This is a genomic window from Pseudomonas gorinensis (assembly GCF_042015035.1).
Lineage (GTDB): Bacteria > Pseudomonadota > Gammaproteobacteria > Pseudomonadales > Pseudomonadaceae > Aquipseudomonas > Aquipseudomonas gorinensis.
In genome coordinates, this window is record NZ_CP167125.1 from 1,847,298 (window position 1) to 1,865,259 (window position 17,962).

The window sequence follows — 17,962 nt, forward strand, 5'->3', positions numbered from 1 at the left end:
TTTTGCGCCCGACTATCCATGATCAGCACTGAACTCAAAACCACGATCCAGGGCGCCTATACGCGTTTTCTCGAAGCCAAGAGCTTGAAACCGCGCTATGGCCAACGCCTGATGATCGCCGAAGTGGCCAAGGTCCTCGGGGATATCGACACCGACGACGAAGGTCGCCGCGAAGGTGAGCCTGCGGTCGTGGCCGTCGAAGCCGGCACCGGTACCGGCAAGACCGTGGCCTACAGCCTGGCCGCGATCCCGACCGCCAAGGCCGCCGGCAAGCGCCTGGTGATCGCCACCGCCACCGTCGCCCTGCAGGAGCAGATTGTCTACAAAGACCTGCCCGACCTGATGCGCAACAGCGGCCTGAACTTCACCTTCGCCCTGGCCAAGGGGCGTGGCCGCTATATGTGCCTGTCCAAGCTCGACGTGCTGTTGCAGGAAGGCCATGCGCAAACCGCCACGGCGTCGCTGTTTGAAGAAGAAGGCTTCAAGATCGAGGTTGATGAAGTCAGCCAGAAGCTGTTTACCAGCATGATCGAGAAATTGGCTGGCAATAAATGGGACGGCGACCGCGACAGCTGGCCCACCGCCCTGGAAGATGCCGATTGGGCGCGCCTGACCACCGACCATAGCCAATGCACCAACCGCCATTGCCCGAACTTCGGCCAGTGCGCCTTCTATAAGGCACGGGAAGGTATGGGCAAGGTCGATGTGATCGTCACCAACCACGACATGGTCCTGGCCGACCTGGCCCTGGGCGGCGGCGCTGTACTGCCGGACCCACGCGACACGCTCTACGTCTTCGACGAAGGCCACCACCTGCCCGATAAGGCCATCGGCCACTTCGCTCACTACACGCGCCTGCGCTCCACCGCCGACTGGCTGGAGACCACCGCCAAGAACCTCACCAAGTTGCTCGCCCAGCACCCCTTGCCCGGCGACCTGGGCAAGCTGATCGAACAGGTGCCGGAGCTGGCGCGCGAGATCAAGACCCAGCAGCAGTTCATGTTCAGCGCCTGTGAACAGGTGGCCGACTTTAAACCTGGCGAAGACGTGGAGGGCCGAGAGCGCCCGCGCCATCGTTTTGTGGGTGGGCTGATCCCCGAGCACATGCGCGAAATGGGCGTTGAGCTCAAGAAAGGCTTTTCGCGCCTGACCGACCTGTTCACCCGCCTGACCGACCTGCTCAAGGAGGGCATGGACGGCGAGGTGAATATCGGCATCGCCAGCAACCAGGCCGAGGAATGGTACCCGCTGTTCGGCAGCCTGCTGTCCCGTTCCCAGGGCAACTGGGAGTTGTGGACCGCGTTTACCGCCGAAGACCCGGAAGACAACCCGCCCATGGCGCGTTGGCTGACCCTGTCGGAAAGCGGCGCGCTGTTCGATATCGAGGTCAATGCCAGCCCGATCCTGGCTGCCGAAATGCTGCGCCGCAACTTGTGGAATGTCGCGTATGGCTGCCTGGTAACCTCGGCCACGCTGACCGCCCTGGGCACCTTCGACCGCTTCCGCATGCGCGCCGGCCTGCCGAAAAAGGCGGTGACTGCTGTGGTGCCGAGCCCGTTTCATCATGCCGACGCCGGCGTGCTGCGCGTGCCCGACCTCAAGGCCGACCCTCGGGATGCTCCGGCTCACACGGCCGCCATCATCCGTGACCTGCCGTCCCTGGTGGAAGGTTCACGCGGCACCCTGGTATTGTTTTCCTCACGCAAACAGATGCAGGACGTGTTCGATGGCCTCGACCGCGACTGGCGCAAGCAAGTGTTTATCCAGGGCAACCTGTCCAAGCAGGAAACCCTGAACAAGCACAAGGCGCGGGTCGATGGCGGGGATTCCAGCGTGCTGTTCGGCCTGGCCAGTTTTGCCGAAGGCGTGGACTTGCCCGGTGCCTACTGTGAGCACGTGGTCATCGCCAAGATTCCGTTCTCGGTGCCGGATGACCCGGTCGAGGCTGCCTTGGCCGAGTGGATCGAGGCGCGGGGCGGCAACCCGTTCATGGAAATCTCGGTACCGGATGCTTCACTGAAGCTGGTGCAGGCCTGCGGGCGCTTGCTGCGTACCGAAGAAGACCGCGGCACCATCACGTTGCTCGATCGGCGCCTGGTTACCCAGCGCTATGGCAAAGCCATCCTGAATGCGTTGCCGCCATTCAGGCGCGAAATTTCTTAAGCCACCGTGGGCGAATTCGCCCACTTCGTGGTCTATCTCACTGCTATCGCTTTATGTCATCAGGCCATTCACCGGCCGTTTGGGAGAACCTTGCTCGTATGATTCGCACGCTGCCCGCCCTTTTTGCCCTGCTGTTCGCCGCGCCCTTGATGGCCGCGCCCAGCGGGCAACAAACATTGTTCAACTTCGTCCGGCCTGCCGATGTGGTCAAGGTGGCGACCCAGGACGCCAGCCTGCCGCAATACAACGCCGAACAAACCCCGGAAGGCGAGGTGCTGCGCCGCATCACGTTCAACCCGGCCGCCGAACCGAGCCTGGTGCTGAGCCCGCAAAGCGGCGTGTGGGACTGGTCGCAGTCCGGCGCCATGAGCCTGCGTATCCAGAGTGCCATGGACTGGGCGTTGACCCTGTACGTCAAGGTGCAGAGCAACGACGGCAAGACCCTGGTCAGTCGCATCGACCTGCCTGCGGGCCCGGCCCAGACCCTGCTGGTTCCGTTGCAAGCCAACTCGCCGCTGAGCCAGGGCATGAAGGCGGGCCCGCCGATGCCGATCACCGTCGACGGCCAGCGCGTGTTGCTGGCCAGCAGCGCCGGGGAGATCGACCGCAGCCAGGTGGTCTCGGTGACCCTGTCGATGATCAAGCCCAATGTTGCGCAAAGCATCCTGCTGGAGCGCTTCGGCGTGCAGGACAGCGAGCCAGCGTTCAAGGCTGCCTACAGCAACCTGGTGGACGCCTATGGTCAATCCACGCGTGCGCGCTGGCCGGAAAAGGTCAGCAGCGACGAACAACTCAAGGCCGCCGCTGCCAAGGAGCAGCAACAGCTCAAGACGTGGCTGGCCGAGCGGGATAAGTCCGCACTGGATCAATACGGCGGTTGGAACAAAGGGCCGGCGTTCGATGCCAGCGGCTTTTTCCGCACCGAGAAACGTGACGGTCGCTGGTACCTGGTGACGCCGGAAGGCCACCCGTTCTACTCCCTGGGCGTGAACACCGTGGCGTCGGATAACAACCAGACCTACGTGGCGGGTCGTGAATGGATGTTCGGGGCGTTGCCCCAGGCTGGTGAACCCTTCGACAAGTACTATGGCAGCAGCGATCATCGCACCGGCAATGGCGCAGGCGAAGGCCGCAGCTTTGCGGCGGGGCGCTGGTACGATTTCTACCGCGCCAACCTGCAGCGTACCTACGACACTGATGGTTACGACCAGAAGCGCTGGATCAGCCACACCCTCGACCGCCTGCAGGCCTGGGGCTTCAACACCATCGGCAACTGGAGCGCCGCGGACCTGGCCACCGCCGACCGCGTACCGTACACCTTGCCGCTATCGATCGTCGGCGATTACGCCAGCATCAGCACCGGTACCGATTGGTGGGGCGGCATGCCCGACCCGTTCGACCCTCGCTTCGCCATGGCCACTGAGCGCGCCGTAGCCATCGCTGCCCGCGATCACCGCGATGACCCGTGGCTGATTGGCTTCTTTGCCGACAACGAATTGGCCTGGGCCGGCCCCGGTGATGATCCCAAGTCACGCTATGCCCTGGCCTACGGCACGTTGCGCATGACCACCGACGTCCCGGCCAAACGTGCGTTCCTCAAGCAATTGCGCGACAAGTACCGCAATGAAGAAGGCCTCTCCAGGGCCTGGGGTATCCACCTGGCGGGCTGGGAGTTGATGGAAGACCCAGGCTTCGAACCGCCGATGCCGAGTCCTGAGCACCCGGAAATCGAAGCCGACTTCAAATATTTCCAGAAAACCTTCGCCGACACCTATTTCAAGACCATTTCCGATTCGTTGAAGTGGCATGCCCCCAACCAGTTGCTGCTGGGTGGCCGTTACGCCGTGAGTACGCCGGAAGCCGTGGCCTCCTGTGCGCAGTATTGCGACGTGTTGAGCTTCAACATGTACACGCTCAAGCCTCAGGACGGTTATGACTTCGCTGCGTTGCGCGCATTGGACAAGCCCGTATTGATCACCGAATTCAACTTCGGCTCTGCAGACCGTGGCCCGTTCTGGGGCGGTGTGACGCAGTTGGCCAGGGAAGAAGACCGGGGGGCGGCGTATGCGACCTTCCTCAAGCAGGCCATGGCCGAGCCGTCGATCGTCGGCGTGCATTGGTTCCAGTACCTGGACCAACCGGTTACCGGTCGCCTGCTGGACGGTGAAAACGGCCACTTCGGCTTGGTTGGCATTACCGATATCCCATTCCAGGGGTTTGTCGACAGCGTGCGCAAGAGCAACCTGGCGGCGGTCGACCAACTGGGCAAGGAAGCCGAAAAGGCCAAGGCGGCCAGTGCGGTGCATGAGCACGAAGGCGGCAACGCGCATGATGGCAAAGGTGCGGGGCAGGGCGCTGGGCACGCCGGCGGGCACTCTGGAAATGGTCATTGATTCAGTGGTGACGGGTTCACAAATCCTACAAGGGCTGGAACAATGTCAGCCACTTTTTATGGCGTTTTCCGAGGGGGCTTAGGTGCAGGTTCAGGGTCATTACGAACTTCAGTTCGAAGCGGTACGTGAAGCGTTCGCCGCCTTGTTCGATGACCCGCAGGAGCGTGGTGCCGGGCTTTGCATCCAGATCGGCGGGGAAACGGTAGTCGACCTGTGGGCCGGTACCGCCGACAAGGATGGTGCCGAGGCCTGGCACAGCGACACCCTCGTCAACCTGTTCTCGTGCACCAAGACGTTTACTGCGGTCACGGCCCTGCAATTGGTCGCCGAAGGCAAGCTGAAGCTGGATGCGCCAGTGGCCGATTATTGGCCGGCGTTTGCGGCGGCGGGGAAGGAAACCATCACCCTGCGCCAGTTGCTCTGCCACCAGGCCGGATTGCCGGCGATCCGCGAAATGCTGCCCGCCGAAGCGCTATACGACTGGCAACGCATGGTCGACACCCTGGCGGCCGAAGCGCCGTGGTGGACACCGGGCCAAGGCCATGGCTACGAGGCAATCACCTATGGTTGGCTGGTCGGCGAATTGCTGCGCCGTGCCGACGGGCGCGGCCCGGGTGAATCCATCGTGGCGCGGGTTGCGCGGCCGTTGGGACTGGACTTCCATGTAGGGCTGGCGGATGAAGAGTTTTATCGCGTGGCTCATATAGCGCGCAGTAAAGGCAATATGGGCGATGAAGCCGCACAACGTTTACTGCAAGTAATGATGCGTGAACCGAACGCCATGACGACGCGGGCATTTGCCAACCCACCTTCTATTCTGACCAGCACCAATAAACCCGAATGGCGACGCATGCAGCAGCCGGCGGCAAATGGTCACGGTAATGCGCGCAGCCTGGCGGGTTTTTATAGCGGTTTGTTGGACGGTAGTTTGCTGGAAAGCGACATGCTCGAACAATTGACTCGTGAACACAGTATTGGGCCGGATAAAACCTTATTGACTCAGACCCGTTTTGGCCTGGGCTGCATGTTGGATCAACCGCAGTTGCCCAATGCAACCTTCGGCCTTGGCCCGCGTGCGTTTGGGCACCCTGGCGCGGGTGGTTCGGTGGGGTTTGCCGACCCTGAACATGATGTTGCGTTCGGTTTTGTGACTAATACGTTGGGGCCGTATGTACTTATGGACCCTCGTGCGCAGAAGTTGGTCGGAATATTGGCCGGTTGTCTGTAAACCCCTTGCTGTTTCACGTTTTTTTGTTACAAATGCAAGTATAAGAAGACGCTGAGCGAAATGTTGTAACTTTAATGTTCTGGAAGCGTCTGTTTAACGGGTCATCCAGACCCCCGGTTTTTTTCTCATTTTGTGGATATCTCATGTTATCGAACAAGTCTTTGGCACTGGCGCTGTGCCTCACTATTACTGGTTGCGCACAAACTCCACAAAATGATGCCGAAGGGGGGCATTGGTGGTCATTTGGATCTGATAAGGCTGCCACCAAGGACGCAGTGAGCCAAACCGACGCCAAGCCGGACGCTAAACCTGCCGCTGGCGCCAAGCCTGCTGCCCCGGTCGCTGCTGCTGCTGCCCCGGCCGCAGCCCCAGCGCCGGTTGCCAAGGCTGACACCGGCTCCAGCTGGTGGCCGTTCTCCTCCAAGAGCGCTGACGAAAAGGCCGCCGATGCCAAGGCTGACCTGACGGCCGACCTCAAGGCCGCGACGCCGGCACCCGCCGCCGCGCCAGCTGTCGCCAAGAATGACACCGAAACCCACTGGTGGTGGCCGTTCGAAAGCAAGCCCAAGCCACTGGCCAAGGTCGACGTGACCAACGTACCGATGCCCGACCCGAAAATCACCCAGGCCTGGCTGGACGACTATGAACCGCGCCTGCGCGCCGCTATCAAGGACAGCAACCTGCAACTGGAGCGCCGCGATAACGTATTGGTGGTGATTGCCCCGGTAGACGGCTCCTACAACCCGAAACGCCCGGCGATGTTGTTGCCGGTTACCCTGGGCCCGTTCACCCGCGTTGCCAAGGCTGTTGAAGCCGATCCGAAAACCGCCGTACTGGTGCTGGGCCACGTGGATGCCACCGGTTCCGCTCCGGCCAGCCAGGCGTTGACCAAGGAGCGCGCGCAGTCCATCGCTTCGATTTTCAGCCTCAGCGGCCTGAAGCAAGACCGCTTGATGCTGCGTGGCATGGGCGACCTTATGCCGCGTGCCGCCAACGACAGCAATCAGGGGCGTGCGCTGAATCGTCGCATGGAAATCATGTTCACTCAGCGTACAACGATGTTGGCCTTGCTGAGTAAGTACAACTCCGGCAAGACGCCACCTGTCGCTGAAATGGTTGCCGTGCAGGATGTTCCAGCGCCGGCACCGGCTGCCAAGACTGCGGCGAAAAAGGCGCCTGTCGCCAAGAAAGCCGCCGCCAAGCCAGCTGCCAAAAAGGCCCCAGCCAAGCCGGCTGCGAAGAAACCGGCTCCGGCCAAAGCCAAGGCTGCTACGCCGGCGGCGAACGACCAGGCGAAAAACTGATCCGTTGAACCAGAAGGATAAAGCCGCATGACCCAGGCACTGGCCGATATGCGCCGTGACTACACACGGGACGGTTTGAGCGAGGCCCAGGCCCCGGATGAGCCGTTTGCCTTGTTTCACCAGTGGTTTGCCGATGCGGTGAAAACCGAGCAGCCACCGGTGGAGGCCAATGCCATGACCCTGGCGACGGTTGACCAGGACGGTCGTCCGCACTGTCGCATCCTGTTGCTCAAGGGCCTGGATGCACAGGGCTTTACCTTCTTTACCAACTATCAGAGCGCCAAGGGCGAACAGCTTGCGGCGCGGCCGTTCGCGGCCATGACCTTTTTCTGGCCGACCCTGGAGCGCCAGGTGCGCATTGAAGGGCGGGTCGTCAAGGTGACGCCCGAAGAGTCGGACGCCTATTACCAGGTCCGCCCCCTGGGCAGTCGCCTGGGCGCGTGGGCTTCCCCGCAGAGCCAGGTCATTCGTGATCGCGAGGCGCTGCAGGAACTGCTCAAGGCTACCGAACAGCGTTTCAGCGACACCCAGCCCGACTGCCCCGAGCACTGGGGTGGCTACCGTTTGCTGCCCGAGCGTATCGAGTTCTGGCAAGGCCGCGCCAGCCGCCTGCATGACCGCCTGAACTATCGCCTGCAAGGCGCGGACTGGACCCGCGAGCGCCTGGCGCCCTGAGCGGCACCTTTCGTCATCTCTCCTGAATCAAGCCGATCACACCGAAGTCTCTGTTCAAGAGTCTTCGGGCGTGTAGTGCTGTGCGGCGTTCTTTAGCCAGAGCGGCAGGTCGTTCCGCTTGATCTTCAAGGCCCGGGCCTTCTCTAGCTGTTGCAGCATAAAGGCGCGCTTGTGCAGGTCGTTGCCCGCCAGGGACAGCGCCAGGTCGCGGTCTATCCAACGCCTGATGCGCACGTACAACCAACCATGGAAGTACAGACCAGCGGCGGTAATGACTACAATGATGAAATAATCCATGAAGTTCCTGGTTATGTTGAGCGTGCTACCGTTCGTCGGTATTTTGGGTACTGGCAGTCTGTACTCAGGCTGAATGAAAGCAATTTTCTGCCGGGCTTGCCGTGACAGGCGTCAAGCTGCAGCGTCTAATGAATACCTGTCCTTTGGAGTTGATGCTATGCGTAAGTCCGTTTTACTGGTTGCCTGCTTTACCACCCTGTCGCTGCTGCTGGGTGGCTGCGCTTCGAGTCTGACCGGCGACTCGTACTCCCGTGACGAAGCGCGTCGTGTGCAGACCGTTCGCATGGGGACCATTGAATCCCTGCGTCCGGTGAAAATCGAAGGCACCAAGACCCCAATCGGCGGCGCAGCGGGTGCAGTCATCGGCGGTGTCGGCGGCAGCGCCATCGGCGGCGGCCGTGGCAGTATCGTTACCGCAGTCATCGGCGCCGTTGCTGGCGGCCTGCTGGGTTCGGCCACTGAAGAAGGCCTGACCCGTACCCAGGGCGTGGAAATCACCGTTCGTGAAGACGACGGCAGCATGCGCGCCTACGTACAGGCCGTGCAGGAAAATGAAATCTTCCGCATCGGCGACCGCGTGCGCATCATGACCGTTGATGGCACCAGCCGCGTGACTCGCTAAACGTCAGTCGTAGAAACACAAAACCCCAACCGGGTGACTGGTTGGGGTTTTTTTATGGGGGCGGCCAGTGCGCGGCTGGCGTTGTGTCTGTCCAGGTACGCACGACCTGTGACGAGGGAGCAAGCTCCCTCGCTACAATGATGCGCGTCGCCGAACCTCTCAGGCCTTCTTGCGACTTGCCATCGCCGTCACGCCATACCCAATACATGCCGCCAATATCGACCCGGTCAGGATCCCCATTCGATCTTCCCCGGCAAACTCGCTGGCGCCCGGCACAAAGGCCAGTGAGCCGACAAACAGGCTCATGGTGAAGCCGATACCGCACAGGATCGCCACGCCAAATACCTGGCCCCAGTTGGCACCGCTGGGCAGGGCAGCGAGGCCGGTCTTGATGGCCAGCCAGGTGAGGCCGAACACGCCGATGGTCTTGCCGATCAGCAGGCCCAGGGCGATGCCCATGGGCACATGGTGGGTAAAGCTTTCCAGGCTGACGCCGTTGAGGGACACGCCGGCGTTGGCGAAGGCGAACAGCGGCAGGATGCCGTAGGCCACCCATGGGTGAAGCGCGTGTTCCAGGGTCAGCAGCGGCGAAGGTTCGGCATTCTTGGTACGCATCGGGATGCAGAACGCCAATGTCACGCCGGCCAAGGTGGCATGCACGCCACTTTTCAGCACGCACACCCATAGGATCAACCCGATGATCAGGTAAGGCGCGAGCTTGATCACACCTAGGCGGTTCATGGCAATCAAGGCGATCAAGCACATCCCCGCGCCGGCCAGGGCGGCACCGGAGAGGTCCGCGGAATAGAACACGGCAATCACGATGATCGCGCCAAGGTCGTCAATAATTGCCAGGGTCATCAGGAACAGCTTCAGCGACACCGGCACACGCTTGCCCAGCAGGGCCAGCACGCCCAATGCGAAAGCGATGTCGGTGGCCATGGGGATGGCCCAGCCGGAGAGCGCCGCCGGGTAATCCTTGTTGATCGCCCAGTAGATCAGCGCCGGTACCACCATACCGCCGATGGCCGCAGCGCCCGGCAGGACCACTTGCGATGGCTTGGACAAGTGGCCGTCCAGCAGCTCGCGCTTGACCTCCAGGCCGATCAGCAGGAAAAACAAGGCCATCAGGCCGTCGTTGATCCACAACAGCGCGGGCTTGGCGATGTTCAACGCGCCAATCTGGGCCACCACCGGTACCTCGAGAAAGGCCCCGTAGAGGTGGGACAGCGGTGAGTTGTTGATGATCAGCGCCAAGGCGGCCGCCGCGATCAATAACAGACCGCTGGCGGCTTCCAGCTGGAAGAAACGGGTAAAAGTGCTACGCAGAGCCAAGGGGTGCTCTCCAATCCAGATTCAATAGGTGGGTACCCTAACCCGTACTGTTAGTTGTTAAAACAAAAGTTATATTCTTATTTGTTATAAGGGATGGGGTACCCTGGCATTGCGCCAAAGCCTAGCAATTGTGTGTCCAATTGAGTCGTCACTGTATCTGTGTGCAGTGTAGGAAACATCCTAAGATTGGGGCTGAAATTCTTAGAGATCTTCCCTTATGAGTGACCATCGTCCCTGGGCCCGCGAAGCCATTCGCATCATTGAAGCGGACTTCCAGCGCAGCGCTGACACGCACTTGATACCTCTGCCGCTGCCGGGCTTTCCGGGTATCGAGTTGTACTTCAAGGACGAGTCCAGCCATCCCACCGGGAGCCTGAAGCATCGCCTGGCGCGCTCGCTGTTTCTGTATGCGCTGTGCAATGGCTGGCTGAAGCCGGGAGCACCGGTGATCGAAGCATCCAGCGGTTCGACGGCGATTTCGGAAGCCTACTTTGCGCGCCTGCTCGGCCTGCCGTTTATTGCGGTGATGCCTGCCACCACCTCCCAGGAAAAGATCGCCCAGATCGCTTTCTATGGTGGCAAGAGCCATCTGGTACAGGATCCGACGCAGATCTATGCCGAGTCCGAACGCCTGGCGAAGGAAAGTGGTGGTCACTTCATGGACCAGTTCACCTACGCCGAGCGCGCGACCGATTGGCGGGCAAACAACAACATCGCCGAGTCGATCTTCCAGCAGCTGCGCTTTGAGCGACATCCGGAACCGAGCTGGCTGATTTCCAGCCCCGGCACTGGCGGTACCACTGCGACCCTAGGGCGCTACGTGCGCTATCGCCAGCATTGCACCCGCGTATTGTGTGCCGATGCCGAGCGCTCGGTGTTTTTTGACTACTACCTCAGCGGTGACGCCAGCCTGCGCCTGGACTGCGGCTCGCGGATCGAAGGGATTGGTCGCCCACGGGTCGAGGCGTCGTTCCTGCCCAAGGTGATTGATGCGATGGTCAAGGTGCCGGACGCACTGTCGTTGGCGGCCATGCATTACCTGGCCGAGCGTTTGGGGCGGCGGGTCGGGGGTTCCAGCGGGACCAACCTGATTGGCGCATTGGTGGCGGCGCAGCAGATGAAGGCGGCAGGGGAGTCAGGTTCGATCGTGGCGATCTTGTGTGATGGGGGCGAGCGCTATGCCACCACCTATTACGACCAGGCGTGGCTGCTGGGGCAGGGATATGAATTGGATGGCTTGCTTACAGCCGTTGCGGCCAGTGTGGAGCGGGGCGAGCCGTTGCCGGCCAACATCCTGCGCGCAAATATCTGATCCGACGCAAAGCCTGATGTGGGAGGGGTAGGTTCCTCCGGCGTGAAATAACTTATTGATTATTAAGGATTAAATATTTCCTTTGATGATCGGTTTTTTGTGGTGATCGGGATTGTTGTGGGGCGCGGGTTCGTTGTGGGGGCTGGCTTGTTATGGGGGGGGCTGGCTTGCTGTGGGGGGCTGGCTTGTTGTGGCGAGCGGGCTTGCCCCGCGTTGGGCTGCGAAGCGGCCCCAATAAGGCCGCCGCGTTTATCCAGGCATATTAAATCGCCTGGTTTCGGGGCCGCTTCGCGCCCCAACGCGGGGCAAGCCCGCTCGCCACAACAAGCCAGCCCGCCACAACAAGCCCCCTTGCCACAGGGGGCCAGTTTGCTAGAGGTCGTGGGTGCGGTGTTCTCAGGCTTCGATGCCGAGCATATCCCGCGCCAACGCCTCGGCAATCCGAATCCCATCAACCCCTGCCGACAGAATCCCGCCCGCATAGCCAGCGCCTTCACCGGCCGGGAACAGGCCTTTGACGTTCAAGCTCTGCATCGATTCGTTACGGGTAATCCGCAACGGCGATGAGGTGCGGGTCTCGATGCCGGTCAGGACTGCGTCGTGCAGCGAATAGCCCTTGATCTGCTTTTCAAAGGCCGGCAACGCTTCGCGGATCGCTTCGATGGCGAAGTCCGGCAAGGCCAGGGCCAGGTCGCCCAGGCGCACGCCTGGCTTGTAGGAGGGTTCCACACTGCCAAGCGTGGTGGACGGCTTGCCAGCGATGAAATCACCCACCAGTTGTGCCGGTGCCTCGTAGTTGCTGCCGCCCAGGATGTAGGCGTGGGACTCCAGGCGCTCCTGCAACTCGATACCGGCCAGCGGGCCACCGGGGTAGTCCACTTCCGGCGTGATACCGACGACGATGCCGGAGTTGGCATTGCGCTCGTTACGCGAGTACTGGCTCATGCCATTGGTGACCACGCGATTCGGCTCGGAGGTGGCGGCCACCACCGTACCCCCCGGGCACATGCAGAAGCTGTAGACCGAGCGGCCGTTCCTGGCGTGGTGCACCAGCTTGTAGTCGGCGGCGCCGAGTTTCGGATGCCCGGCGTATTTGCCCAGGCGTGCGGCGTCGATCAACGATTGCGGGTGTTCGATACGGAAGCCGACCGAGAACGGCTTGGCCTCCATATACACGCCCCGGTCATGCAGCATGCGGAAGGTGTCACGGGCGCTGTGGCCAAGGGCGAGAATCACATGCTTGGACAGGATCTGTTCGCCGCCATCGATGACCACCCCGTTCAGCTGGCCGTCTTCGATCAGCACGTCGGTGACCCGCTGTTCGAAGCGCACCTCACCGCCAAGGGCAATGATCTGCTCACGCATGTTTTCCACGACGCCGGTCAGGCGGAAGGTGCCGATATGCGGCTTGCTGACATAGAGGATTTCTTCCGGGGCACCGGCCTTGACGAACTCGTGCAGTACCTTGCGACCGTGGAATTTCGGGTCCTTGATCTGGCTGTAGAGCTTGCCATCGGAAAAGGTCCCGGCGCCGCCTTCGCCGAACTGCACGTTGGACTCAGGGTTGAGCACGCTTTTACGCCACAGACCCCAGGTGTCCTTGGTGCGTTGGCGCACTTCCTTGCCGCGTTCGAGGATGATCGGCTTGAAGCCCATCTGCGCCAGCAACAGCCCGGCGAAGATACCGCACGGGCCGAAGCCGACGACGATAGGACGCTCGCTCAAGCCTTCCGGCGCACGGCCCACCACCTTGTAGCTGACGTCCGGCGCCGGGTTGACGTTGCGGTCATCGGCGAACTTGAGCAGCAGGGCTGCTTCGCCCTTTACGTTCAGGTCGATGGTGTAGATGAAGCACAGCTCCGACGATTTCTTGCGGGCGTCGTAGCTGCGCTTGAACAGGGTGAAATCGAGCAGGTCATCACTGGCGATGCCCAGGCGCTGCACGATGGCGGGCCGCAGGTCTTCTTCGGGATGGTCGATGGGCAGCTTGAGTTCGGTGATTCGTAACATGACAGGATCCGGTGTGCGGCGTTTGGTGGGGCCGGCGGTTTTGCAAACCGGCGATTATAAGCCCCAACCGAGGTTTCCCGTCATGTTAAAACAGCGCAGGCGCCAATCAATCGTCGCGCGAACCGCCGAAAGCCGCGCAGCCGCGCTGCACTTGACCGTTGATCCGCAATTCGGCGGTCATGTGTTGCAGGCTGCCGCTGACGCTGTCGATACAGCGTTGCGGGGCGACCCACAGTTCGATGTGTTGGTTATTGGCTTCGGTCATCAGGTTGAAACGGCCGTCCCCCAATTGCTCTTCGACATAAGGCACCGCGAGAGGCGGCTGGCCTTCGCGCTCCAGCACCATGCCCTTGGCCGTGACGTTCATTGCCCAGGCCGGCTTATGGCCGTTTGCCCGCAGGATCATGCGCTTGAAGTCCGGGTCGTTGCAGGCCGATGTCGAGCGCTCGACGCGATACAACTGTTGCAGGTCCACCGAGCCCTGGGTGCCGCTGGCGACGCCGGAGAACTTGCCGCGCAAATCGGCAAACAGTGCGCCTTGCTGGCCGGCCAGGGAAGCGGCTTCCTGCAGGACACTGGTGCCGCCGGTGTCGTTGACGACGTAATCGCGTTGGTCGTTGCAAGGCTTGAACAGCAGTTTGCCGCCGACGGCGGTCAATTCGCCCTGCATACGGGTCAGCCCGGCGGTAGAGGGCTTGGCGGGCTCGCTTTCGAACATCTGGCAGGCGGCAAACAGGGGGAGCAAGGCAAATAAAGCAAAGGTACGGGCGGCACGCATTATCGGGTCTCCTGACAAGTGCCGCCACGTTACGCAGGCTGGCGATGCATCACAAGCCCGCGGCCCAGGTTCAGGCAATTCTTACAACGTGCCGATTCAGCCCACGATAAAGGTTTGGCCGGTCTGTAACCCTTCAACGCTTTTCGCGTAGGCCAACGCCACATCCGCGCCTGGCGCCGGTTTATAGCCACGGAAATACGGCGCGTAGCTGCCCATGGCTTCCAGCAGTACGGTCGGGCTGACGGAATTGATGCGCAGGCCCCGCGGCAACTCGATGGCTGCCGCTTTGACAAAGGCGTCGATGGCACCGTTGACCAGCGCCGCCGAGGCGCCCGTGCGGATCGGATCGCGGTTGAGAATGCCGCTGGTAAAGGTGAAAGAGGCGCCATCGTTGGCGTACTCGCGGCCGATCAGCAGCAGGTTGACCTGCCCCATCAGCTTGTCGCGCAGGCCCAGTTCAAAATCGGTTTCGCTCATCTCGCCCAGCGCTGCAAAGGTGACGCTGCCTGCGGCACATACCAGGGCGTCGAACTTGCCGGTCTGTTCGAACAGCGCGCGGATCGAGGTGCTGTCGCTGATGTCTACCCGGAAGTCACCGCTGTTGCGACCGATGCTGATCACCTCGTGTCGCTGCGCCAGCTCTGCCTTGATTGCTGAGCCGACCGTGCCGCTGGCACCAATCAATAGGATTTTCATCGTGCGGTTCCTCCAGGGGGTAAGTGAAGGTTCAGTCTAGGCTGGCTTTTGAGGTGGATAAACGTGCTAATAGGCAACCTTTGGTTTTCAAATGGAAACAATCCATGAGCGAGATGGATGACCTGGCCGCCTTTGCGGTGTTGATCGAGGCCGGCAGTTTCACCCTGGCGGCGGAGCAGTTGGGTTGCAGCAAGGGGCAACTGTCCAAGCGCATCAGCCAGTTGGAAGCGCAGTTTGCGGTGATATTGCTGCACCGCACCACGCGCAAGCTGAGCCTCACTGCCGCCGGCGCAGCGTTGTTGCCCCAGGCCCAGGCATTGGTGGTACAGGTGGATCGCGCCCGCCAGGCGCTGGCCCGGCTCAAGGACGATCTGTCGGGGCCTGTGCGTATGACGGTGCCGGTGTCGTTGGGCGAAACGTTCTTCGATGGCCTGTTATTGGAGTTTTCCAAGCAGTACCCACAGGTGCAGATTGAGCTGGAACTCAACAATAGCTACCGGGATTTGGCGCGGGACGGTTTTGACCTGGGCGTGCGCTCGGGGGCGATCGAACATGAGCGCCTGGTGGCCAAGCCGCTGCTGGCCTGGCATGAGATGACCTGCGCGAGCCCGGCCTACCTGGAGCAGCACGGCGAACCCCTGACCCCGGCGGACCTGGCCGCGCACAGCTGTTTGCTCAACAGTCACTACAGTGGCCGTGAAGAGTGGTTGTACCACCAGCAGCACGAATTGCTGCGGGTCCGCGTGAGCGGCACCTTTGCCTCCAATCATTACAACCTGCTGAAAAAGGCCGCACTGGTGGGGGCCGGTATCGCCCGCCTGCCGTCCTATGTATTACCCGCGGAACTGGCTGACGGCCGATTGCGCTGGCTCCTGCGCGATTATCAGACACGCAGCCTGCCGATGTACCTGGTCCACCCCTACCAAGGTGGCCTGCCACGCCGAACCCAGGTCTTGGCCGACTACCTGGTGGACTGGTTCAAGCGCAGTGGCGAGGCCCTGGACCGCCTCTAGCGATAGCGACGGGCGACCAGGTGATCGATGGACAGTCTGCCTGGCCCTTTGGCGACCAACAGTAGCAGCAGCGCGAGCCAGGTGCCGTGGGTGGGGTAGGCGTCGGGGTAGACGAACAGTTGGATGGTCAGGGTCATGCCGATCAGGGCCAGGGCCGAGAAGCGTGTGGCGAACCCGACCAGGATCAACACCGGGAAGAAGTGCTCGGCAAATGCCGCCAGATGCGCCGCCACTTCCGGCGACAACAGGGGCAGTGCGTATTCAGTGCGAAACAGCGGCAATGTCGAGGCTGCCAGTTTCGGTGCGCCGAATTGAAAAGTGCCGCTGACCAGGTCAATGGCAAAGCCTTCGACCTTGGTTTGCCCCGACTTCCAGAACACCGCCGCTATGGAGAAGCGCGCGATAAAGGCGATCAGGCTGTAGGGGATTTGTTCGAACAGATGGACGGCCTGTTTGATCAGGCGAGCTGCGCTGGTGCTCATGGCGATACCTCGCGTCATATGTGCAGGTGAGTGATGGCCTGGTGGCTGATCAGCAGCGACAGGCATTGGTGCAGGTCGAATTCGGCCGAGGCTTCAAGGGCCTCTTCCACGGCCCTTTGCAGCCCTGTGCCGTGCTTCAGGCGGTTGATAAAGGCTACCGAGCCGCTGTCGATGGCGAAGACCTTGACCTCCAGCCCTTGGCGCAGGACCAGGGCGCTTTGGGCATGCCAGGGGTTCAAGGAGGCGATGGCGCCTTCGGTCTGGTGCGCCGCCCATACCGCCACGACGGCGTAGGGGGAGGTCAGCGTGGAGACGGACGGGTGCAGTTGCAGGCGTAAGTGTCCCAGGCCTGTTCGTCCCTGCAGTTGCCCAACCACCGCCTGCGCGTCCAACGGATCGGTGTCTGCCGCGTGATAGGCGCGAACCCGCAGGCGTTCCAGTCGTGCGACATCCGCCAGGTAAGGCACGCTCGCCGCAGGTTCGAAACCCTCGATAAAGCTGGCCAGTGTGCCGCCATATTCGCTGATCAGCGGGCTGTCGGGAGGGCATGCCTGGACGTAGAGGCCCGCCATGGCACGGAAAAAAGCATCGCCCACCAGTTGCGCCGTCACCGGATACGCGGTGGCCAATGCCTGGATCAATGAGCTGTGGACGTTGTTGCGATACACCGCAAAACGGCTGCCCGGGTCGGCGCCGTTGCTGCTGAACAGGCCGTCAGGGCAGGCAGGCTCAGGTGCCAGCAGGGCGGTGGTGAATGCATCGTGGAGGCTCATGGGGTCACCTGCGACAGATGCCATTGGGCCTGTTGCGCTTCAGCCATCAGCCTGTTGAAGGCCGGTACCTGGTGGTCCCGCTCGATCAACGTGGCGACCGGGCCAGTGCGTGCCAGTACCTGTTCGTACAGCTGCCAAACGGCGTTATCGATGGGAGCGCCGTGATCATCGATCAGCAGTCGGTCACCCAGGCTGTCGGTGTCTTCGGCAAAACCGGCCAGGTGAATCTCGCCGACCGCCTGCAAGGGCAGGGCGTCGATATAGGCTTGCGGGTCACGTTGATGGTTGATGCACGACACGTAGGCGTTGTTGACGTCGAGCAGCAGGCCGCAACCGGTGCGGCGGATGATTTCGCTGATGAAGTCCGTCTCGTCCAGGGTTGAGCGCTGGAACTGCAGGTAGGTCGACGGGTTCTCCAGCAACATCGGGCGCTTGAGCGCACTTTGCACGTGATCCACGTGTTCGCACACCCTGTTCAAGGTCGCGACGTCGTAGGCCAGGGGCAGCAGGTCATTGAGAAACACCGGGCCGTGGCTGGACCAGGCCAGGTGTTCGGAGAACGAGTGGGGTTGATAGCGTTCGATCAGTTTGGCCAACCGCGCCAGGTGTTCACGGTTGAGTGGGCTTTCGCCGCCAATGGACAGACCCACGCCATGCAGCGACAACGGGTAACGCTCGCGGATCAGGCCCAGGTAGTGATGAAAAGGACCGCCGGCCACCATGTAGTTTTCGGCGTGTACTTCAAAGAAACCGATATCGGGAGAGGTCTCGAGCACTTCGATGAAATGCTCGTTTTTCAGCCCCAGCCCGACCCGCGGCGGAAGGCCGGGCACCTGAGCCAGTGAGACCGTTTGCAAGGATGAAAGCGTCATCATCAGTAC

Annotated in this window: 16 protein-coding genes; 8 read left to right on the forward strand and 8 right to left on the reverse strand. The window is 61.6% G+C overall.

What is annotated here, in order from left to right:
- Positions 1-18 precede the first annotated feature (18 nt).
- The 5 genes from dinG to pdxH all read left to right on the forward strand — a co-directional run bounded on the left by dinG (position 19) and on the right by pdxH (position 7,763).
- Entirely contained in the window at positions 19-2,163 is a 2,145-nt protein-coding gene (gene dinG / locus AB7933_RS08385) for an ATP-dependent DNA helicase DinG (protein ID WP_024073871.1), read from the forward strand.
- Positions 2,164-2,261: 98 nt separating this feature from the next.
- Positions 2,262-4,556, forward strand: coding sequence for a beta-galactosidase (locus tag AB7933_RS08390; RefSeq protein WP_024073872.1), 2,295 nt, complete (start codon positions 2,262-2,264; stop codon positions 4,554-4,556).
- Positions 4,557-4,638: 82 nt separating this feature from the next.
- Positions 4,639-5,784: an EstA family serine hydrolase gene (locus tag AB7933_RS08395; protein WP_024073873.1), complete on the forward strand. Its 1,146-nt coding sequence runs from the start codon at positions 4,639-4,641 to the stop codon at positions 5,782-5,784.
- A 143-nt stretch (positions 5,785-5,927) separates the two neighbouring features.
- Complete coding sequence (locus AB7933_RS08400; RefSeq protein ID WP_024073874.1) at positions 5,928-7,088, forward strand: OmpA family protein; 1,161 nt, start codon at positions 5,928-5,930, stop codon at positions 7,086-7,088.
- 27 nt (positions 7,089-7,115) lie between these two features.
- Positions 7,116-7,763 carry a pyridoxamine 5'-phosphate oxidase gene (pdxH, locus tag AB7933_RS08405; protein WP_024073875.1) on the forward strand — a complete coding sequence of 216 codons (648 nt, stop codon included), beginning with the start codon at positions 7,116-7,118 and terminating at the stop codon, positions 7,761-7,763.
- Positions 7,764-7,817: 54 nt separating this feature from the next.
- On the opposite strand, the gene AB7933_RS08410 is transcribed toward pdxH, so the two are convergent.
- On the reverse strand, positions 7,818-8,060 hold the full coding sequence (locus AB7933_RS08410; RefSeq protein ID WP_024073876.1) for a hypothetical protein: 243 nt from the start codon (positions 8,058-8,060) through the stop codon (positions 7,818-7,820).
- Between the two features lie 157 nt (positions 8,061-8,217).
- Between AB7933_RS08410 and AB7933_RS08415 the strand changes: the two genes are divergently transcribed.
- The gene (locus AB7933_RS08415) at positions 8,218-8,682 is read left to right on the forward strand and encodes a glycine zipper 2TM domain-containing protein (RefSeq protein WP_003189251.1); all 465 of its coding nucleotides are present in this window, start codon (positions 8,218-8,220) and stop codon (positions 8,680-8,682) included.
- Positions 8,683-8,841: 159 nt separating this feature from the next.
- Here the strand turns inward: AB7933_RS08415 and nhaA are convergent, their stop codons facing one another.
- Positions 8,842-10,017, reverse strand: coding sequence for a Na+/H+ antiporter NhaA (gene nhaA / locus AB7933_RS08420; protein ID WP_024073877.1), 1,176 nt, complete (start codon positions 10,015-10,017; stop codon positions 8,842-8,844).
- Positions 10,018-10,234: 217 nt separating this feature from the next.
- Between nhaA and AB7933_RS08425 the strand changes: the two genes are divergently transcribed.
- Positions 10,235-11,329: a PLP-dependent cysteine synthase family protein gene (locus tag AB7933_RS08425; RefSeq protein WP_024073878.1), complete on the forward strand. Its 1,095-nt coding sequence runs from the start codon at positions 10,235-10,237 to the stop codon at positions 11,327-11,329.
- A gap of 396 nt (positions 11,330-11,725) precedes the next feature.
- Here AB7933_RS08425 and AB7933_RS08430 read toward each other — a convergent pair whose 3' ends face one another.
- From AB7933_RS08430 to AB7933_RS08440, 3 genes are all read right to left on the reverse strand, one after another.
- On the reverse strand, positions 11,726-13,339 hold the full coding sequence (locus AB7933_RS08430) for an NAD(P)/FAD-dependent oxidoreductase (protein ID WP_024073879.1): 1,614 nt from the start codon (positions 13,337-13,339) through the stop codon (positions 11,726-11,728).
- Positions 13,340-13,445: 106 nt separating this feature from the next.
- Positions 13,446-14,117 carry a COG3650 family protein gene (locus AB7933_RS08435; RefSeq protein ID WP_024073880.1) on the reverse strand — a complete coding sequence of 224 codons (672 nt, stop codon included), beginning with the start codon at positions 14,115-14,117 and terminating at the stop codon, positions 13,446-13,448.
- A 96-nt stretch (positions 14,118-14,213) separates the two neighbouring features.
- Entirely contained in the window at positions 14,214-14,813 is a 600-nt protein-coding gene (locus AB7933_RS08440; RefSeq protein WP_024073881.1) for a short chain dehydrogenase, read from the reverse strand.
- 104 nt (positions 14,814-14,917) lie between these two features.
- Here AB7933_RS08440 and AB7933_RS08445 point away from each other — a divergent pair, with 104 nt between their 5' ends.
- Complete coding sequence (locus AB7933_RS08445) at positions 14,918-15,826, forward strand: LysR family transcriptional regulator (protein ID WP_024073882.1); 909 nt, start codon at positions 14,918-14,920, stop codon at positions 15,824-15,826.
- Here the strand turns inward: AB7933_RS08445 and AB7933_RS08450 are convergent.
- Genes AB7933_RS08450 through AB7933_RS08460 form a run of 3 tightly spaced genes read right to left on the reverse strand, consistent with a single transcriptional unit; the run spans position 15,823 to position 17,956 of the window.
- Positions 15,823-16,308 carry a DoxX family protein gene (locus AB7933_RS08450; RefSeq protein WP_024073883.1) on the reverse strand — a complete coding sequence of 162 codons (486 nt, stop codon included), beginning with the start codon at positions 16,306-16,308 and terminating at the stop codon, positions 15,823-15,825. The two genes, AB7933_RS08445 and AB7933_RS08450, sit on opposite strands and share 4 nt — an antisense overlap.
- A gap of 14 nt (positions 16,309-16,322) precedes the next feature.
- Positions 16,323-17,081: a DNA-binding domain-containing protein gene (locus tag AB7933_RS08455; protein WP_024073884.1), complete on the reverse strand. Its 759-nt coding sequence runs from the start codon at positions 17,079-17,081 to the stop codon at positions 16,323-16,325.
- On the reverse strand, positions 17,078-17,956 hold the full coding sequence (locus tag AB7933_RS08460; protein WP_024073885.1) for a DUF692 domain-containing protein: 879 nt from the start codon (positions 17,954-17,956) through the stop codon (positions 17,078-17,080). The genes AB7933_RS08455 and AB7933_RS08460 overlap by 4 nt, the downstream gene beginning before the upstream one ends.
- Positions 17,957-17,962: the final 6 nt, after the last annotated feature.

Bases quoted from the DNA above. Each gene is read 5' to 3' on its own strand.
- dinG (WP_024073871.1), top strand. From the start codon at position 19: ATGATCAGCACTGAACTCAAAACCACGATCCAGGGCGCCTATACGCGT.
- AB7933_RS08390 (WP_024073872.1), top strand. From the start codon at position 2,262: ATGATTCGCACGCTGCCCGCCCTTTTTGCCCTGCTGTTCGCCGCGCCC.
- AB7933_RS08400 (WP_024073874.1), top strand. From the start codon at position 5,928: ATGTTATCGAACAAGTCTTTGGCACTGGCGCTGTGCCTCACTATTACT.
- pdxH (WP_024073875.1), top strand. From the start codon at position 7,116: ATGACCCAGGCACTGGCCGATATGCGCCGTGACTACACACGGGACGGT.
- AB7933_RS08410 (WP_024073876.1), bottom strand. From the start codon at position 8,060: ATGGATTATTTCATCATTGTAGTCATTACCGCCGCTGGTCTGTACTTC.
- AB7933_RS08415 (WP_003189251.1), top strand. From the start codon at position 8,218: ATGCGTAAGTCCGTTTTACTGGTTGCCTGCTTTACCACCCTGTCGCTG.
- AB7933_RS08425 (WP_024073878.1), top strand. From the start codon at position 10,235: ATGAGTGACCATCGTCCCTGGGCCCGCGAAGCCATTCGCATCATTGAA.
- AB7933_RS08430 (WP_024073879.1), bottom strand. From the start codon at position 13,339: ATGTTACGAATCACCGAACTCAAGCTGCCCATCGACCATCCCGAAGAA.
- AB7933_RS08435 (WP_024073880.1), bottom strand. From the start codon at position 14,117: ATGCGTGCCGCCCGTACCTTTGCTTTATTTGCCTTGCTCCCCCTGTTT.
- AB7933_RS08440 (WP_024073881.1), bottom strand. From the start codon at position 14,813: ATGAAAATCCTATTGATTGGTGCCAGCGGCACGGTCGGCTCAGCAATC.
- AB7933_RS08445 (WP_024073882.1), top strand. From the start codon at position 14,918: ATGAGCGAGATGGATGACCTGGCCGCCTTTGCGGTGTTGATCGAGGCC.
- AB7933_RS08450 (WP_024073883.1), bottom strand. From the start codon at position 16,308: ATGAGCACCAGCGCAGCTCGCCTGATCAAACAGGCCGTCCATCTGTTC.
- AB7933_RS08455 (WP_024073884.1), bottom strand. From the start codon at position 17,081: ATGAGCCTCCACGATGCATTCACCACCGCCCTGCTGGCACCTGAGCCT.
- AB7933_RS08460 (WP_024073885.1), bottom strand. From the start codon at position 17,956: ATGATGACGCTTTCATCCTTGCAAACGGTCTCACTGGCTCAGGTGCCC.